This is a genomic window from Weissella paramesenteroides ATCC 33313, assembly GCF_000160575.1.
Classification (GTDB): Bacteria; Bacillota; Bacilli; order Lactobacillales; family Lactobacillaceae; genus Weissella; species Weissella paramesenteroides.
The window spans coordinates 118,417-135,444 of the sequence record NZ_GG697132.1 but is presented as its reverse complement, the minus strand read 5'-3'; the positions used below and the strand labels follow the sequence as shown (position 1 = coordinate 135,444).

At 39.4% G+C, this 17,028-nt stretch carries 14 protein-coding genes, 3 tRNA genes and 1 riboswitch; of the genes, 14 read left to right on the top strand and 3 right to left on the bottom strand.

Annotated elements, in window-relative coordinates; all coding sequences use genetic code 11:
- Position 1 precedes the first annotated feature (1 nt).
- The 8 genes from purS to purD are packed head-to-tail and all read left to right on the top strand — an operon-like array spanning position 2 to position 9,027.
- Complete coding sequence (gene purS / locus HMPREF0877_RS07550; RefSeq protein ID WP_002828731.1) at positions 2–265, top strand: phosphoribosylformylglycinamidine synthase subunit PurS; 264 nt, start codon at positions 2–4, stop codon at positions 263–265.
- Positions 262–948, top strand: a complete 687-nt coding sequence (gene purQ, locus HMPREF0877_RS07545; protein ID WP_002828729.1) for a phosphoribosylformylglycinamidine synthase subunit PurQ — start codon at positions 262–264, stop codon at positions 946–948. Before purS ends, purQ begins: the two co-directional genes overlap by 4 nt.
- Positions 941–3,175 (top strand): phosphoribosylformylglycinamidine synthase subunit PurL, encoded by a 2,235-nt coding sequence (gene purL / locus HMPREF0877_RS07540; protein ID WP_002828728.1) that lies wholly within the window; start codon positions 941–943, stop codon positions 3,173–3,175. Before purQ ends, purL begins: the two co-directional genes overlap by 8 nt.
- Positions 3,160–4,626, top strand: a complete 1,467-nt coding sequence (gene purF / locus HMPREF0877_RS07535; protein ID WP_002828727.1) for an amidophosphoribosyltransferase — start codon at positions 3,160–3,162, stop codon at positions 4,624–4,626. The genes purL and purF overlap by 16 nt, the downstream gene beginning before the upstream one ends.
- A 21-nt stretch (positions 4,627–4,647) precedes the next feature.
- Positions 4,648–5,664: a phosphoribosylformylglycinamidine cyclo-ligase gene (gene purM, locus HMPREF0877_RS07530; RefSeq protein ID WP_002828726.1), complete on the top strand. Its 1,017-nt coding sequence runs from the start codon at positions 4,648–4,650 to the stop codon at positions 5,662–5,664.
- Positions 5,664–6,248: a phosphoribosylglycinamide formyltransferase gene (gene purN / locus HMPREF0877_RS07525; protein WP_002828725.1), complete on the top strand. Its 585-nt coding sequence runs from the start codon at positions 5,664–5,666 to the stop codon at positions 6,246–6,248. Before purM ends, purN begins: the two co-directional genes overlap by 1 nt.
- 2 nt (positions 6,249–6,250) lie before the next feature.
- Positions 6,251–7,780: a bifunctional phosphoribosylaminoimidazolecarboxamide formyltransferase/IMP cyclohydrolase gene (gene purH / locus HMPREF0877_RS07520; RefSeq protein ID WP_002828724.1), complete on the top strand. Its 1,530-nt coding sequence runs from the start codon at positions 6,251–6,253 to the stop codon at positions 7,778–7,780.
- A gap of 14 nt (positions 7,781–7,794) precedes the next feature.
- Positions 7,795–9,027, top strand: coding sequence for a phosphoribosylamine--glycine ligase (purD, locus tag HMPREF0877_RS07515; protein ID WP_002828723.1), 1,233 nt, complete (start codon positions 7,795–7,797; stop codon positions 9,025–9,027).
- Positions 9,028–9,222: 195 nt separating this feature from the next.
- Here the strand turns inward: purD and HMPREF0877_RS07510 are convergent.
- Both HMPREF0877_RS07510 and HMPREF0877_RS07505 read right to left on the bottom strand, forming a co-directional pair.
- Positions 9,223–9,295: transfer RNA gene (locus HMPREF0877_RS07510), tRNA-Lys, on the bottom strand.
- Between the two features lie 110 nt (positions 9,296–9,405).
- Positions 9,406–9,478: transfer RNA gene (locus tag HMPREF0877_RS07505), tRNA-Lys, on the bottom strand.
- 134 nt (positions 9,479–9,612) lie between these two features.
- Positions 9,613–9,715: riboswitch (purine riboswitch) on the top strand.
- Between the two features lie 77 nt (positions 9,716–9,792).
- Between HMPREF0877_RS07505 and guaB the strand changes: the two genes are divergently transcribed.
- Together guaB and HMPREF0877_RS07495 are read left to right on the top strand one after the other, a co-directional pair.
- Positions 9,793–10,944: an IMP dehydrogenase gene (guaB, locus tag HMPREF0877_RS07500; RefSeq protein ID WP_040760992.1), complete on the top strand. Its 1,152-nt coding sequence runs from the start codon at positions 9,793–9,795 to the stop codon at positions 10,942–10,944.
- Positions 10,944–11,795 carry an IMP dehydrogenase gene (locus tag HMPREF0877_RS07495; protein WP_002828721.1) on the top strand — a complete coding sequence of 284 codons (852 nt, stop codon included), beginning with the start codon at positions 10,944–10,946 and terminating at the stop codon, positions 11,793–11,795. The genes guaB and HMPREF0877_RS07495 overlap by 1 nt, the downstream gene beginning before the upstream one ends.
- Positions 11,796–11,869: 74 nt before the next feature.
- On the opposite strand, the gene HMPREF0877_RS07490 is transcribed toward HMPREF0877_RS07495, so the two are convergent.
- Positions 11,870–11,942, bottom strand: a tRNA-Lys gene (locus HMPREF0877_RS07490).
- 253 nt (positions 11,943–12,195) lie between these two features.
- On the opposite strand from HMPREF0877_RS07490, the gene yycF reads away from it, so the two are divergent.
- From yycF to yycI, 4 genes are all read left to right on the top strand, one after another.
- Complete coding sequence (gene yycF, locus HMPREF0877_RS07485; RefSeq protein ID WP_002828720.1) at positions 12,196–12,900, top strand: response regulator YycF; 705 nt, start codon at positions 12,196–12,198, stop codon at positions 12,898–12,900.
- Positions 12,901–12,977: 77 nt separating this feature from the next.
- Positions 12,978–14,861 carry a cell wall metabolism sensor histidine kinase WalK gene (walK, locus tag HMPREF0877_RS07480; protein ID WP_002828719.1) on the top strand — a complete coding sequence of 628 codons (1,884 nt, stop codon included), beginning with the start codon at positions 12,978–12,980 and terminating at the stop codon, positions 14,859–14,861.
- Positions 14,824–16,176, top strand: coding sequence for a two-component system activity regulator YycH (yycH, locus tag HMPREF0877_RS07475; protein WP_040760986.1), 1,353 nt, complete (start codon positions 14,824–14,826; stop codon positions 16,174–16,176). The genes walK and yycH overlap by 38 nt, the downstream gene beginning before the upstream one ends.
- Positions 16,177–16,998 (top strand): two-component system regulatory protein YycI, encoded by an 822-nt coding sequence (gene yycI / locus HMPREF0877_RS07470; RefSeq protein WP_002828717.1) that lies wholly within the window; start codon positions 16,177–16,179, stop codon positions 16,996–16,998.
- Positions 16,999–17,028: the final 30 nt, after the last annotated feature.

The window sequence follows — 17,028 nt, the reverse complement described above, 5'->3', positions numbered from 1 at the left end:
AATGACAGTCGTTAAAGTTTTTGTAAATTATAAAGAATCAATTTTAAATCCAGAGGCTGAGGCGATTAAACAAGCATTAGGTCGCCTTGGTTATGACGATATTATTGATTTAAAAGTGGGTAAGACCTTTGAATTAACATTTGCTGATCAACTGAGTCATGACAAGATTGAACATGAAGTCAATGAAATTTGTGATCGGATGTTAGCAAATTTTAACATGGAGAACTATCGCTATGAAATTAGCGATTCGGAGGCAATACAATGAGATTTGCGGTTTTAGCATTTCCTGGATCTAATTGCGAGTTAGATGCCTATTATGCGGTTTCGGATGTGCTTCATGAAGAAGCGGAACTGGTTTCTTATGAAGCAGATTCGTTAATTGATTTTGATGCAGTGATTGTGCCGGGTGGCTTTTCTTATGGCGACTATTTACGTAGTGGTGCGATTGCACGCTTTGCACCAATTATTCCAGCGTTACAACAATTTGCGAAAAGTGGGAAACCAGTTATTGGTATCTGCAATGGTTTTCAAATTCTTACAGAAGCAGGTCTTTTACCAGGTACCTTGCAAAAAAATACAGTTGCCAAATTTGTGTGCCGAGACCAACAGTTAGTTGTTGCAAATAATCAAACACCTTTTTCATCCCTATACGAAACTGGCGCAGTGATCACGTTACCAATTGCGCACGGTGAAGGTAATTATTATTGTGATACTGAGACGCTTAAAACGTTAGAAGCAAATCATCAAATCGTTTTTAGGTATCAAAATAACCCCAATGGTAGTTTGGGTGACATTGCTGGTGTTACTAATAGTGAGGGCAATGTGTTGGGCATGATGCCACATCCAGAACGAGCAGTTGAAAAAATATTGGGATCAGATGATGGTGTCCAATTATTTGCATCGATAATTAACTTTGTTAAGAAACATGAGGTAGTTAGCTATGAGTAGTGTTGGTGTTCAAACAGCAGAAATTTCACCCGCAGATATTGAAGAACAAAAGCTTTATCGGTCATTGGGACTATCGGATGATGAATATCAATTAATTAAAAATGACATTCTAGGGCGTTTGCCAAATTATACTGAAGTCGGATTATTTTCAGGTATGTGGAGTGAACACTGTTCATACAAAAATTCAAAACCAGTTTTAAAAAAATTCTTTACCACTGGTCCTCGTGTTGTAAAGGGGCCAGGTGAAGGTGCCGGTATTATTGATATCGGTGATGGTCAAGGGGTAGTTTTTAAAGCTGAAAGCCATAATCATCCATCAGCGGTTGAACCGTTTCAAGGAGCAACGACTGGAGTTGGTGGTATTTTACGTGATATTTTTTCAATGGGTGCTCGTCCAATTGCGAGTTTAGATAGTTTGCGCTTTGGGACGCCCCGTACTGCAGCAGATCGCTATTTAATTTCACAAGTTGTCGCTGGTATCAGTGCATATGGTAATTGTATTGGTGTTCCAACGGTAGGTGGCGATATGGCGTTTGATGATGCTTATGACCATAATCCGCTGGTCAATGTGATGTCTGTTGGCCTCATGGATTTGGAAAACATTCAAGTTGGTGCAGCAGCAGGTGTTGGTAACAGTATTATTTATGTTGGTGCTAAAACCGGTCGTGATGGCATCAATGGTGCATCGTTTGCATCGGCGCAATTTGATTCTGAACATGAGAGTCAACGGTCTGCTGTTCAAGTTGGTGATCCTTTTACTGAAAAATTAGTCATGGAAGCATGTTTAGAAATCAGTGAGCATCATGCAGATGCTTTGGTTGGTATGCAAGACATGGGTGCTGCCGGTTTGGTATCTTCTTCGGCAGAAATGGGTTCAAAAGCTGGTGGCAATGGTATGGTTTTAGATTTGGATTTAGTGCCCCAACGTGAGACTAATATGACACCTTTTGAAATGATGCTATCAGAATCACAAGAACGGATGCTGTTATGCGTCAAGAGTGGTCGTGAAGATGAAGTATTAGCGGTATTTGACGAATATGGTGTGGAAGCAGTTGTGATTGGTCATGTAACTGATAATGATAGTTACCAACTAGTGCATCATGGCCAAGTTGTTGCTGATGTGCCAGTTGATGCACTTGCATCACAAGCACCGGTCTATCATCGTGAAAGTAAGGTGCCAGCAAGAATCGAGCAAGCTAGTAAGCAACAGTTCGTGCCAGAAATTTCTTCAGCTACTGAAGTTTTAAAGCAAATGTTAGCCCAGTTAACAATTGCTTCAAAGGAAAGTGTTTATGAAACTTATGATTCACAAGTTCAAACGAACACGCTAGTAAAGCCTGGTTCTGATGCAGCGGTTGTTAGAATTCGTCATCATGATAAAGCACTAGCTATGACAACAGATGTTAACGGCCGCTATCTATATCTAAATCCACGAATTGGTGGTCAGATGGCTGTGGCAGAGGCGGCAAGAAATATTGTGGCTTCTGGAGCGATACCACTGGGTATCACGGATTGTTTGAATTTTGGTAATCCAGAGAAGCCAGAACAATTTTATGAATTAGACCAAGCAGTACAAGGGATGAGTGAGGCGTGTGAAAAGTTTGCCACACCAGTTATCTCTGGGAATGTTTCTTTGAACAATGAGTTTGATGATGTGCCAATTTACCCAACCCCAATGGTGGGGATGGTTGGTTTGATTCAAGGACTCGAACACATTACCACTCAGGATTTCAAACAAGCTGGTGATTTCGTTTATGTCATTGGTCAAACACATCAGGATTTTAATGGTTCTGAGATTCAGAAATTGCAGACCGGTGAAATTTCAGGTCAATTATTTGATTTTGACTTGGATTATGAAGTTAAAATACAAAATTTTGTGACGCAAGCAATTCAAAATAAGCTTTTGCAAAGTGCACATGATGTTTCAGAAGGTGGCTTAATTGTTGCGATTGCAGAAGCAACATTTGGTAATCGGTTAGGTGTTGACTTGACTAGTAAATTGTCAGTTAGTCAGTTTTTCGCTGAAACACAATCACGTTTTGTTGTTTCTGTGAGTCCTGAAAATCAAGTGGCATTCAAGCAATTGGTTGGTGCACATGCAACGTATTTGGGTCGCGTGACTGATGATGCTCATTTGCAAGTCAAAGCACAAGATGGTGCCTTTGATTTATCAGTTACTGAAGCATTGGATATTTGGAAAGGGGCTTTGCCATGCAGTCTGAATTAAGTCATTTGAATGAGGAATGTGGTGTCTTTGGCGTCTGGGGCACGCCAGACGCAGCATTTTTAACCTATACTGGTTTATTTGCATTGCAACATCGTGGCCAAGAAGGCGCAGGCATCACGATTAATGATGACGGGCAACTTAGAACGAAACGTGGTTTAGGTTTGCTTAACGATGTATTCAATGCGGCAGATCTTGAACAACTGCAAGGACAAGCAGCGATAGGACATGTTCGTTATTCAACGGCCGGTAGTAATTTACTAGAAAATATTCAACCATTACCTTTCAATTTTAGTGACACACAGTTTGCCCTTGCTCACAATGGTAATTTGACAAATGCAGAGACCATTCGGAAAAACTTAGAAGATCGAGGTGCGATATATCATTCAAGTTCAGATTCAGAGAATTTAATGCATCTTATCCGATTGAGTAAAGCAACAACGTTAGATGAACAGGTTAAGGATGCTTTGCGGACGATTAAAGGTGGTTTTGCTTATTTATTATTGACGAAGGATCGTCTGTATGCCGCTCTTGATCCAAATGGTTTTCGACCACTGGTCGTGGGTAAATTGCCGAATGGTGGCTTTGTAGTTTGTAGTGAAACCTGCGCATTAGATGCTGTTGGCGCAACTTTTTTCTGTGATGTGCAGCCTGGTCAATTATTGCGAATTGATGAGTCGGGATTATCAATTTCTGCTTACACAACAGACACGCAATTAGCAATTTGTTCAATGGAATTTATTTATTTTGCCCGCCCAGATTCAGATATTTATGGTGTAAATGTTCATTCTGCTCGTAAGCGTATGGGGGCATTATTAGCCAAGGAACAGCCCGTTGAAGCCGACTTGGTAACCGGTGTGCCCAACTCTTCTTTATCGGCAGCCATGGGTTATGCCCAGGAGTCAGGGTTACCTTATGAGATGGGCTTGATTAAAAATCAGTATTCTGCCCGCACATTTATTCAGCCAACTCAAAAATTACGTGAACAAGGTGTGAATATGAAGCTCTCAGCTGTTAAGGGGGTTGTGGCTGGAAAACGAGTGGTTTTGGTTGATGATTCCATTGTACGTGGCACGACTAGTCGACGCATTGTGAAGTTATTAAAAGATGCGGGGGCAGCGGAAGTCCACTTGCGGATAGCTTCGCCAGCACTAAAATACCCATGTTTCTATGGGATTGATATTCAACACGCCAGTGAATTGATTGCGGCGAATCAAACCTTGGCAGAAATGCGGCAAACATTTGGCGCGGATTCGTTAGGATTTTTAAGTGTACCAAGTTTGATAAAAGCCGTGGGATTAAATACTGGTGCACCAAATGGTAGCCTATGTGTTGCTTATTTTGATGGTAAATATCCAACACCACTTTATGACTATCAAGAACAATACGACCAAGAGCAAGAAAAATTACGTCGACGAGATGAACCTAAACATGTAACGACATCATCATATTAGTTAACAGGAAAGGATCACAGAATGGATGCCTATAAAAAGGCGGGCGTTGATATCAATGCAGGATATCAATTGGTCGATCAAATAAAAAATTTAGCACATAATGACTCGTTGGGTTCGTTTGGCGGACTATTTCCGTTAGAAATTGGATCATATCAAGAACCGGTTTTAGTTGCGGGAACAGATGGTGTGGGCACTAAATTACTGATTGCGATTCAAGCGAATAAGAATACGCAAGTGGGCATCGATTTGGTGGCTATGTGTGTTAATGATGTGCTATCTCAAGGAGCCAAGCCACTGTTTTTTCTCGACTATCTGGGAACTGGTCATTTAGATCAAGGACAAGCGAAAGATATTATAACCGGTGTAATCGAAGGGGTGAAACAAGCTGGCGCAATGCTATTGGGTGGTGAAACGGCTGAAATGCCAGATATGTATACTACTCAGCATTATGATTTAGCAGGATTTGCAGTTGGTATTGCTGACAAACAGCAGTTGTTAACGGCTGAAAATACCAAAAATGGCGATGTACTCATTGGCTTAGCGTCAAATGGTCTGCATTCAAATGGTTTTAGCTTGGTGCGTGATATTTTATTTAAACAAAATAACTTCTCATTGCATGAGACGTTGCCAGGTTACGATCATGATTTGCAAACCGAATTGTTAAAGCCTACACGAATCTACGTTGATGCAGTTTATCCTTTGATACAACAAGAGTTGGTACACACCATCGCCCACATTACTGGTGGTGGACTGATTGAGAATGTTGGTCGTATTTTGGCTAAAGATCAGCGTGCTGAAATAAATGTGGCAACTTGGCCAATGCCAAAAATTATGCATTCATTACAAGAATTAGGTCAACTGACATTTACGGATATGACGCAGACTTTTAATTTAGGAATTGGCATGGTTCTAGCGGTTGATCCGGCCAATGTAGAAAAAGTGATGACGTTATTACAAGAGTCAGGTGAAAGGGTTTATCAAATTGGTCGAGTTGTTTCAGGACAACAGGAAGTCAAATTGAAAGGCGAATTGCAGTGATGTCAATAATCAAAAAAATAGCGATTTTTGCTTCGGGCGAGGGGTCTAACTTTACAGCCTTATGTCAGGCATTTACACGTGAAAAAATGCCGGTTGAAGTTGCATTACTAGTGTGTGATCACCAAAATGTGCCAGTATTGCAACGTGCTGAAAATGAGGGTGTCCCTACCATGGTGGTCAATTTTCGTGACTATCCAGATAAAGCATCCGCAGAGGCTGTTATTGCAGCAAGATTAGCCGCTGAACAAATTGATTTTATTTTGTTAGCTGGATATATGCGAATTATCGGGCCAACATTATTAGCAGGGTATGCCGGTAAAATGGTCAATATTCACCCAGCGTTACTGCCGAACTTTCCTGGTCGTCATGGCATTGAGGATGCTTATGAAGCAGGCGTGTCAACAACTGGCGTAACCATTCATTGGGTTGATGCAGGTGTCGATTCAGGTCAGATTATTGCCCAGCGTCAGGTACCGATTTATAACACAGATCAGCTTACTGATCTTGAACAAAGGATTCATCAGGTTGAACATAAATTTTATCCAGCAGTTGTTAAAGAGCTATTAGAAAAAGGAGAATTCTAAAAATGACTAAGAGAGCATTGTTGAGCGTTTCAGATAAAACAGGTTTATTGGAATTCGCACGCCAGTTAATTGCCCTAGATTTTGAAATTATTTCAACTGGGGGAACGAAAAAAGCCCTTGAAGATGGTGGGCTAAACGTTATTGGCGTTGAAGATATTACTGGTTTCCCTGAAATGTTAGATGGTCGCGTCAAAACTTTGCATCCGAAAATTCATGGTGGATTACTGGCAAAACGTCATAATTCGGCACACATGGCACAACTCGAAGAAGCAGGTATTTCACCCATTGATTTAGTTGTTGTTAATTTGTATCCCTTCAAGGAAACGATTGAAAAGCCTGAAACTACTGAGGCAGACGCAATCGAGCAAATTGATATTGGTGGGCCATCAATGTTGCGTGCGGCTGCAAAAAACTTTGCGGATGTTTTGTCGGTGGTCGATACTGCTGATTATGAACGGGTGATATCATTTTTAGAAGCTGGTCAAGAAGATTTTACTTTTAGAAAAGAATTGGCAACAAAAGTATTTCAACATACAGCGGCGTATGATGCATTGATTGCCAATTACCTGACGACTGAAGAATTTCCTGAGAAATTAACGTTAACGTATGAGAAGCAACAAAGCCTACGTTATGGTGAAAATAGTCATCAAGCAGCAGCGTTTTACCGTAACCCTATTCCAGCAAAGTTATCAATTATCACGAAACAATTACATGGTAAGGAGCTATCTTTCAATAACCTGAAGGATGCCAATGCAGCCTTAAACATGGTTAGTGAATTTGAAGAATCATGTGTGGTTGCAATGAAACATATGAATCCATGTGGTGTTGGTATTGCTGATAATATTGAACAAGCTTGGGATGAGGCGTACGAATCAGATCCGATGTCGATTTTTGGTGGTATTGTCGCAGTTAACCGTGAGATTGATGCAGCAACTGCTCAAAAAATGCATGAAATTTTCTTGGAAATTGTCATTGCACCATCATTTAGTGCCGAGGCTTTGGAGATTCTTGGTAAGAAAAAGAACATCCGGCTGTTGCAGGCTGATTTAAGTCACCGTGATGAGGCAGAACGTTTTGAGACGGTTACGGTTAGTGGTGGTCTCCTTGTTCAAGAAAGTGACCGTCAAGTTGAAGCCGTATCAGATTTTAAAGTGGTGACTAAGACACAACCAACAGCAGAACAATTAAAAGCTTTACAATTTGGTCAGCATGTTGTGAAGTTTGTAAAGAGTAACGCTGTTGTTGTGACAACAGCTACCAAAACGTTGGGCGTTGGTATGGGCCAACCTAATCGCATTGATTCAACGAAGATTGCAATACAAAAAGCGATGCCTAAGGAAGGATATGAGCATGCCATTTTAGCCTCAGATGCCTTCTTCCCAATGGATGACTGCGTTGAGTATGCCGCACAGCATAATATTAAAGCAATCGTGCAACCTGGTGGTAGTATTCGTGACAAAGATTCTATTGCGATGGCCGATAAGTATGGGATTGCAATGGTGACTACCGGTGTACGTCACTTTAGACATTAGAAAGGGGCAGTGTGATGGTCAATGTTTTGATCATTGGTTCTGGCGCACGTGAACATGCAATTGCCACAACCTTTCTGAAGAGTGAGCAAGTTGCGCAGGTTTTTTGTGCACCAGGAAATCCTGGCATGCAAGCAAGTGGTATTCAAACAGTTGCTATTGCCGAAAATGATTTTGAAAAAGTAGCTCTTTTTGCTGAGCAACAACCGATAGACTTGGTGTTTGTTGGTCCAGAGGCACCACTAGCTAGTGGTATTGTAGACTTCTTAACGGCTAAGGGGATTCGTGTTTTTGGACCTCATCAGGCAGCAGCCAGATTGGAAAGCGATAAACAGTTTGCTAAAGAGTTTATGAGTCGCAATCACGTGCCAACAGCAGCTTTTGCTTCGTTTAAAGATTTTGAGCAGGCGTTTAACTATGCTCAAAAATTATCACTGCCAGTAGTGATCAAAGAGAACGGCCTGGCAGGTGGCAAGGGAGTTCGCATAGTTAAAGAAGCTGATGAGCTAGCGTTAGCCTTGCGTGAAAGTTTACAAAAATCTGATCAAATTCTAGTAGAAGAATATCTAGAAGGCGAAGAATTCTCATTAATGTTGTTTGTTGGTGGACCAAAGCCTGTCATTTTGCCAATTTCACAAGACCATAAAAAAATATATGCAGGAGAAACTGGACCAAATACAGGTGGCATGGGCGCCTATTCGCCAGTACCACATATTACAGATGATATTATTGCACGCGTAGAACAAACCGTCGTCAAACCAACGATAAATGGTTTATTACGTGAAAATTTGATGTATGCGGGAACATTGTATATTGGTTGTATGTTGACTAGTGAGGGCATCAAAGTAATAGAATTTAATGTCCGATTGGGTGATCCAGAAACACAAGTTTTGTTACCACAATTAGAGAGTGACTTTTATACAGCGATAACAGATTTGATTGCTGGTAAAAATCCGCAGATGGTTTGGCAGACACAAGATTATTACTTAGGGACGGTTGTTGCTGCTCCGGGATATCCGGATGCGCCTAAACAACATATTGTCTTACCGATATTACCACAGAATGTTTTTTATGCTGGGGTTAGCGCCGAGGAACACCGATTATACAGTTCGGGTGGACGTATTTTTACGCTGATTGCACGTGCGCCGAGTTTGAAAGAGGCACAAAATAGTGTCAACACAGCCCTAAAGAATTTGAATTTGAATGATTTTTATTATCGAACGGATATTGGATTCCGCGATATCGACTAATTAATACAATTTTAGTAAGCAGAGGTTTGAACATTTTCTTTCATTCAAACTTTTGGAAAACGCTCAAGGTCATCAATTTACCGACTTCAAGTCGATGGATTGATGATCCTTTTGGTATATAAGCTAGATGCGTTTTGATTTTTGCCACTAAGAATAAAAAAAGAGAATGACCGAAGTCATTCTCTTTCAAAATAGTGGACAAGCAGGGGCTCGAACCCTGGACCCACGGATTAAGAGTCCGTTGCTCTACCAACTGAGCTACTTGTCCAAATTATTAAATTGTCTCGCAACAACAAATAATAATATATCATACAATAAGTATGTGTGCAAGCTTTTTTGAAAATAAAAAAGCTGATTCAAAATCAGCTTTCAAAGTAGTGGACAAGCAGGGGCTCGAACCCTGGACCCACGGATTAAGAGTCCGTTGCTCTACCAACTGAGCTACTTGTCCAAATTATTAAGTTGTCTCACAACGACGAATATAAATATATCATATAAAAGGGATGATTGCAAGCTTTTTTGGTTTAAAAAAATTAAAAATAAGTACTTGCAATTTTTTAGAAGTCGAGTAAAATCAATTGATAAATAAATATGAACTACCTTGTAGATTTAATCGTTAGATAAATGGGCTAACAAGTCTCTACCGCCTACCCGATAATAGGCGACAATCCACAATTGATTAGTGAAACTGTCTGGTTAACTAGCATTTGTTGGATTCTATACAATCTTGCAAATGCTTTTTTTATACAAAAAAATGGAGGAAATATGGCTAATTATAGTATTGCAAATAAATTTGTACCGATGGGGTTAACTTTTGAAGATGTCGCGTTACCGGAAAATAATGTGGGTAACCAACAAGATAAAATATCTATGCAAACTATTCTTACGCCAACGTTGAAATTGAATCAACCGATTCTATCTGCTGCAATGGACACGGTCACAGAGTCTCCGATGGCAATTGCTTTGGCAAAATTTGGTGGTCTTGGTGTGATTCATAAAAACATGTTGATTGCAGACCAGGCAGCAGAAATCCGTTTCGTTAAATCTGCGAAGGTAGATCTGACGCTTGACCCAAATGCAGCAGTTGACGATCATGGACGTTTAATTGTTGCTGGTGCAGTAGGCGTTACATCAAATACGCTTGAACGTGTGCGAGCATTAGTCGCAGCTGGTGCGGATGCAATTGTCCTTGATTCGGCTCATGGACATTCCGAAGGCGTTTTACGTAAGATTCGTGAAGTTCGCGATGCCTTTCCTAAAATCAATATTATTGCTGGCAATATTGCGACAAAGGAAGGTGCTAGTGCCCTGTATGATGCGGGAGCAGATGTTGCTAAGGTTGGCATTGGTCCCGGATCAATTTGTACAACTCGTGTGGTTGCTGGTGTTGGTGTTCCCCAAATTTCAGCAATTGCTGCAGCAGCAGAAGCAGCAAAGGAATACAATAAGGCAATTATCGCTGACGGTGGTATTAAAACTTCAGCAGATATGTCAAAAGCTATTCTAGCTGGTGGTCATGCAATTATGTTGGGATCAGTTCTTGCTGGCACATATGAAACACCTGGTGATGTATTGACTGATGAAGCTACTGGGTTACAATTTAAGGCCTATAGAGGTATGGGTTCAATTGCAGCAATGCAAAATGGCTCAAAGGATCGCTATTTCCAGGGCGAAGTCAATGAGGCAAATAAAATGGTGCCAGAAGGTATCGAAGGTAAAACACCATATAAGGGAACGTTACTTGATGTTTTACGACCTGCATTAAATGACGTCGCTGAAAACTTAAATAAAGGTGGCTTTACTTCAATTCTACAAGCTGCTGAGAATGGACACTTGGTAGTAGCAACAGCTACACAAGATTATGCAAAAGTACCACAAAGTGTACGCATCATGCAAAACAAGGAGGAATTAGTATAATGTTTAGCCAAAATGGACTAGGACTTGATGAGGTATTGTTGGTACCAAGTGCTTCCAATGTATTACCGAATGAAATTGATATTAGTACACAGGTTGCTGAAAATATTACACTATCAATTCCGGTAATTGGCGCAACGAGATTTGCAACGGTGGCAAATGCAATTGATTTTGCAAAAGAAGGCACGTTGGCCATTCTGCCAGTTCAATTATCAACACCTGAAAATGTGGCTAAAATTAAGCAATTAGATAATCACTATCTAGTTGGGGTATCAGTAGAGGCTACTGATACTGTAGAAGAATTAGTACAAGCAGGTGCTGATGTTGTACAAGTCCTACCGACTGATAAGCAAGATTTTTTGGTAAAAAACATTAGTGAAATTAAATCAACCTTTAATTCAATACCAGTCTGGTTCGGACCAGTAGATGATTTGGAAATTGCCAAACAAGCACTTGTTGCAGGTGCCGATACAATTATCGTTGGTACTGTTAATGGTGCTCCAATAAATGCTATCGTGACAACTGTTATGGCTTTTGCTGAACAAGCAGCTGAATTTAACAAAAATGTCATTCTCGGCTCAGGCATTCAATACAGTGGGGATGTGGTTAAAGCATTGGCTGCCGGTGCGGTTGCAACAATGATTGATGAAAAAATGATTACTGATGTTATTGCAGATAACATTTATCAAATCAATGGTGGTTTACGATCGGGTATGGGGTACACCGGTTCAGGTGATGTAGAAACACTACGTCAGCAAGCACAATTTGTTCAAATTACTTCAGCGGGATTAACTGAAAGTCATCCACATGATATTGAATTGATTAAGGATGCCCCAAATTATCATCATATTTAATTGATAACAAACGTAGATATCATTAATGAAAAAAGGCGTCAGAATTTTTTAATTCTGACGCCTTTTTAATATAGTGGACAAGCAGGGGCTCGAACCCTGGACCCACGGATTAAGAGTCCGTTGCTCTACCAACTGAGCTACTTGTCCAAATTGATGAAATTGTTTCGCAACAACGAATAATAATATACCACCAGTAAAAAAAGATTGCAAGCATTAAATTAAAAATATCATATCGAATGAATTAATAGACCGTGTATAAATCACTTTTTTTAAAGTGAAATATACCTATATATAGTCGAGTAATCTTGTTTTTTAAATTTTTGATAAAGTTTTATTTTGGTAAAAGCTGCTTGCATGATATAATATCAATCAGAGACCCACCCTTGGGAGGAACATAGTGATGAGTAAAATATTGGTCGTAGATGACGAAAAGCCTATTTCAGATATTATAAAATTTAATTTAACTAAAGAAGGTTATGATGTCGCTGTGGCGATGGATGGTCGTGAAGCTTTGGATTTGTTTGAGAGTGAGGAACCAGACTTGGTTCTTCTAGATCAAATGTTACCTGAGGTTGAGGGAACTGAAGTATTGCGTCAAATTCGGACAAAATCTCAAACACCAGTTATCATGGTTACTGCAAAAGATTCGGAAATTGACAAAGTACTTGGTTTAGAAATGGGTGCGGATGATTACGTCACGAAACCATTTTCAAACCGTGAACTATTGGCGCGGATAAAGGCTAACTTGCGCCGTCAATCACCAGTTTCTGGACAGTCAGGTCAGGTTGATGATAGTGGTGACATTAAAATTGGCGCACTGACTATCCATCCTGATGCCTACATGGTTTCTAAAAATGGACAAGATATCGAATTGACTCATCGTGAGTTTGAGTTATTACACCACTTGTCAAAGCATATTGGACAAGTCATGACACGTGATGATTTATTACAAACGGTATGGGGTTATGATTATTTCGGGGATGTACGCACAGTTGATGTCACTGTACGACGTATCCGTGAAAAAATTGAAGAGACACCAAGTCATCCGCAAATTTTGATGACCCGTCGCGGTGTCGGATATTATCTGAAAGCTTCAGAAGAATAAATCATTAAATTGAAAGGCTAGTGCCTTGCCAAATGGCATGGTGCTAGTCTTTTTCGTAATTAAGAGAGGCAGTATTCATGCAAAGTAGTCGCAAAGGGCGCCGCTTTTTTTCATCTATTCATTTTAAAATTGCATTAGTATTTACGCTAACATTAATTGTTACTTTGGAATTAGTTGGTGCTTTTTTTGTGCGTCAATTAGAGCAACAAAGTTTATCATCTTTTCGTGATCAGATTGCTTTGCCGGCATACGTTGACGATTCCTTGACGCAACAATTGGCTAGTAGTAGTCATTCAAAGGTGAATCAAGATGTTCATACAATTTTAACGTCAACGAACAATGCTGCTATTTCAGAAATTCAAGTTTTTGATACGGCAGGAGTTCTGCGTGGAACGAATGATGTTAATAACCAAGATAAAATTGGGCAAAAGACAACAGATTCAAATATCAAGGCAGCTATTAATGGTAATAAATATAGAAAAAATCCAATCGTTACGGTTAACAGTACGCGTTATCAATTAGTGGTTAAACCACTGGTTAATACGGTAGATGGAGAAAGCAATGTTGTGGGTGTGGTCGTCGTTCGAGCTAGTTTAGAGTCAGTCTATAATAATTTAACAAAGATATCATACATCTATTTTGCATCATTAGTTTTTGCGGTTGTTCTTGGTATTATTATGGCGATTTTTATCTCACGTAGTATTACACGACCAATTGCTGAAATTAGTGCAAGAACGGCTAAGATTGCACAAGGTGATTATTCTGGTGGTATTGTTGTTCGGACAAATGATGAAATTGGTAAGCTCGCGCAAGATGTTAACGTGTTAGCAGAACGTATTGAAGAAACGACTAATTCAATGGATTTTGAACGTCGTCGGCTAGACTCTGTTTTGGAGCACATGACTGATGGTGTTATTGCAACGGATCGACGCGGTAATATTAACATTATAAATATTGCAGCTTTACGGATGACTGGGTTATCTGAAAATCAAAAGGCTAACGGTCGCTCAATTTTGGATATATTACGTATTGCAGATCAATATAGTTTACGTGATCTTTTAGATAATCGGCACGAGTTGTTATTAGATTTTAGTACAGATGAACATCCATTAATGATTCGGGCGTATTTTAGTCTAATTGAACGTGCATCAGGATTTATTTCAGGACTGGTTATTGTTTTGCATGACGTTACTGAACAGCAGCGAACTGAACGTGAACGTCGACAATTCGTTTCTAATGTGTCACATGAGTTACGTACACCGTTAACTTCTGTTAAATCATATGTGGATGCTTTGCAAGATGGTGCAGTAGAAGATCCAGAAGTTGCGCATAATTTCTTGCAAGTTGCTCAAGATGAGACCACACGTATGATTCATATGATTAATGATTTGTTAGAATTGTCACGTATGGATTCAGGTACCATGAAGCTGGAGAAAGAGTATATTAACATTGCGGCATTGTTCAATTATATTTTAGATCGTTTTGATATGATTATTGCCAATGACGATAAACCAGAAAAATATTACACAATTAAGCGCATGATTCCGCAATTACAAATCTGGGTCGAAATTGATACATCGAAGTTTACGCAGGTAATTGATAATATCATGAACAATGCCATTAAGTATTCGCCTGATGGTGGCGTTATTACAGCACGATTAGAAGATCGTGATAGTGAAGTGGTTTTGAGTATTACTGATCAAGGATTAGGTATTCCAAAGTCAAATATGAAGCAAATTTTTGATCGTTTCTTCCGTGTCGATAAGGCTCGTTCTAGAGCGCAAGGTGGTACAGGTCTTGGATTGGCTATCTCGAAAGAAATTATTGAGCGTTTTAATGGTCGTGTATGGGTAGAATCGACTGAAGGTGAAGGATCAACATTCTCGATTGCATTACCGTATGAGCCATATAATGAGTTAGACGATGATTGGGATGATGGTGCATGGGATGAAGAAGAATAAGCAATGGCGCGTTAATATAAGATATTTCAGACAACGTTATGGTGTGATTATTGCGCTCATTATTGCGATATTAATTAGTATTTTTTTATCAGTACAATTATGGCGCAGTCCTGGTCAATCGATGAAACAACAAAAAATAACTAATGACACAACCCAAGAAAATGTTAGTGGGGAGAATTTAACAAGTGTTTATAGTATTTCCCAATTAATATTTAACCAATCAGATAAAGAACTTAGCGTCATTGATTATCGCACGTTATATTCAAAAATTGTTGATCGTGTGAAAGAATGGGATATTGCTTATAAAACAAGTGATGTTTTAAAAAAGACAACTTACCTAAATTCACTTTCTCAAAAAAATACGCTTGTGATGAGCTTTCCTGATGCTGTTTCTGGTAATGTCATACAATCCATCTTCGGTAAACGGATTAAGATAGCTGGTAATGCGACAATTAATCATGTGCAAATATCGCAAGATGATAGTAATAAACTTTTCTTTTACGATGATCGTCATCATAAGAGGTATGCTTACCAGGTATCGAATGCACCGCAAACAGTCCAACATCTGAAGCCTAGCAAAAAAACGGCAACCGTGAACTACCAGTGGGTTGGCAAACATGTCATGGCAGCAACAACAACATCAGTTAAATTACAAAGCTATAGTTATTTGCTAGATGTTGATAGCACGGTATCACGACTGACAAAACTCTTTTCAGATAGTGGTAAACGTGAGGTGCACAATGGCCAGGAAATTTTAACATACTCTAACGGTGATAATCGTCGGATGGCTCATAATGTCACGACAGGTTCAATTAATTATGATGCATATAATGTTAATCACAACGCAAATACACTTAATCAGCGGCAACACGAGGGTTATCGTTGGCTTGTTAATTTACACCAAAATTCGGATAATTTATACTACTTTGAAGAACGTGACCAGGGTCAAACACTGACGTATCGTTTGTTTGTTAATGGATTGCCTATTTTTGGACAAACATCATATGGTTCGGTACAAATAAAGCAATTACCTAATAAACATGCAAGAATTGGTATGTCACAATATTCACTACGGGTACCATTACCGACAGATCAAAAGAATCAAATTAATATTGAACCAATGGCTAGTGCGATGGCAGATTTAGAAAGTGTCGGTGTATCGCGGAATGATATCGAACAAATGGCAATCGGCTATCGTTGGCAATTGGATCCGGATAATCAAATTGTTACCTTGGATCCGGGATGGTATTTTGAACAGAATCATGTCTGGCGATCGGTAACGGATCAGGTTAAAAGTGAGCAAGGAGGTCATTAAATGGATTTTAGAAAAGTCTTGGCGGCCTTCTTAGCGGTGTTCATCGCGCTGGATATCTTTTTGGGTGTCCAATGGGTGAGAGAATATCCATTTAGTGATAACCGCACAACAGATCAACAAATATTAGATGAAATGAGTGATGATGGCATTTCGTATGGTTCTTTAGTCCAAAATCGTCAATCAGGCTCATATTTAGCTGGTAAAGATGGCAAACAAGTTCTGATTGATAAACAAAATGAACTTAAGCCCGGCTGGCAAACGTCGTTCTCGGATGGCCAATTCGTTGTTGTTCCCCAAAAGCCTGTGCAATTAGGTGTGGATTCAGCAAGTGATGTGATGGATTTGGACAAATTTGTTGCAAAAGATAATCAAGTGATCATGGGAAATGAATATCAATATAGTAAAAAAATGACCCAAATCGCACGAGCTAAAGATAACAAACATACGACATCGAAACTCTATGTTTTCGTGGAAAAAATTCCGGCAGATAATCATGCATTTGTTTCTGACCGTGCACAAATAGTATTTGAAGTTGATAGTAATCATCGGCTACAAAAGTATGAACAACAATACGTCAATCAAACGCAATTCTTGCGTGATGATATGCAATTGATTTCTGAAAAACAAGCGTTGATTAATCTTTATCAATATAATGAATTGCCTAATAATAGTACAGTTAAACTATCAAAAATAGGTTATGCGCCACTAACAACGGTTAAAAAAGATATCATCTTTATCCCCGTATGGCAGTTCTTAGTATCTACTAATAAAGACACAACTTTGATTACTGTTAATGCGATAAATGGTTCGATAATGAAATAAATATGTCATCACGTGGTAGAATATTACTTG

Bases quoted from the DNA above. Each gene is read 5' to 3' on its own strand.
- purS (WP_002828731.1), top strand. From the start codon at position 2: ATGACAGTCGTTAAAGTTTTTGTAAATTATAAAGAATCAATTTTAAAT.
- purQ (WP_002828729.1), top strand. From the start codon at position 262: ATGAGATTTGCGGTTTTAGCATTTCCTGGATCTAATTGCGAGTTAGAT.
- purL (WP_002828728.1), top strand. From the start codon at position 941: ATGAGTAGTGTTGGTGTTCAAACAGCAGAAATTTCACCCGCAGATATT.
- purF (WP_002828727.1), top strand. From the start codon at position 3,160: ATGCAGTCTGAATTAAGTCATTTGAATGAGGAATGTGGTGTCTTTGGC.
- purM (WP_002828726.1), top strand. From the start codon at position 4,648: ATGGATGCCTATAAAAAGGCGGGCGTTGATATCAATGCAGGATATCAA.
- purN (WP_002828725.1), top strand. From the start codon at position 5,664: ATGTCAATAATCAAAAAAATAGCGATTTTTGCTTCGGGCGAGGGGTCT.
- purH (WP_002828724.1), top strand. From the start codon at position 6,251: ATGACTAAGAGAGCATTGTTGAGCGTTTCAGATAAAACAGGTTTATTG.
- purD (WP_002828723.1), top strand. From the start codon at position 7,795: ATGGTCAATGTTTTGATCATTGGTTCTGGCGCACGTGAACATGCAATT.
- guaB (WP_040760992.1), top strand. From the start codon at position 9,793: ATGGCTAATTATAGTATTGCAAATAAATTTGTACCGATGGGGTTAACT.
- HMPREF0877_RS07495 (WP_002828721.1), top strand. From the start codon at position 10,944: ATGTTTAGCCAAAATGGACTAGGACTTGATGAGGTATTGTTGGTACCA.
- yycF (WP_002828720.1), top strand. From the start codon at position 12,196: ATGAGTAAAATATTGGTCGTAGATGACGAAAAGCCTATTTCAGATATT.
- walK (WP_002828719.1), top strand. From the start codon at position 12,978: ATGCAAAGTAGTCGCAAAGGGCGCCGCTTTTTTTCATCTATTCATTTT.
- yycH (WP_040760986.1), top strand. From the start codon at position 14,824: ATGATTGGGATGATGGTGCATGGGATGAAGAAGAATAAGCAATGGCGC.
- yycI (WP_002828717.1), top strand. From the start codon at position 16,177: ATGGATTTTAGAAAAGTCTTGGCGGCCTTCTTAGCGGTGTTCATCGCG.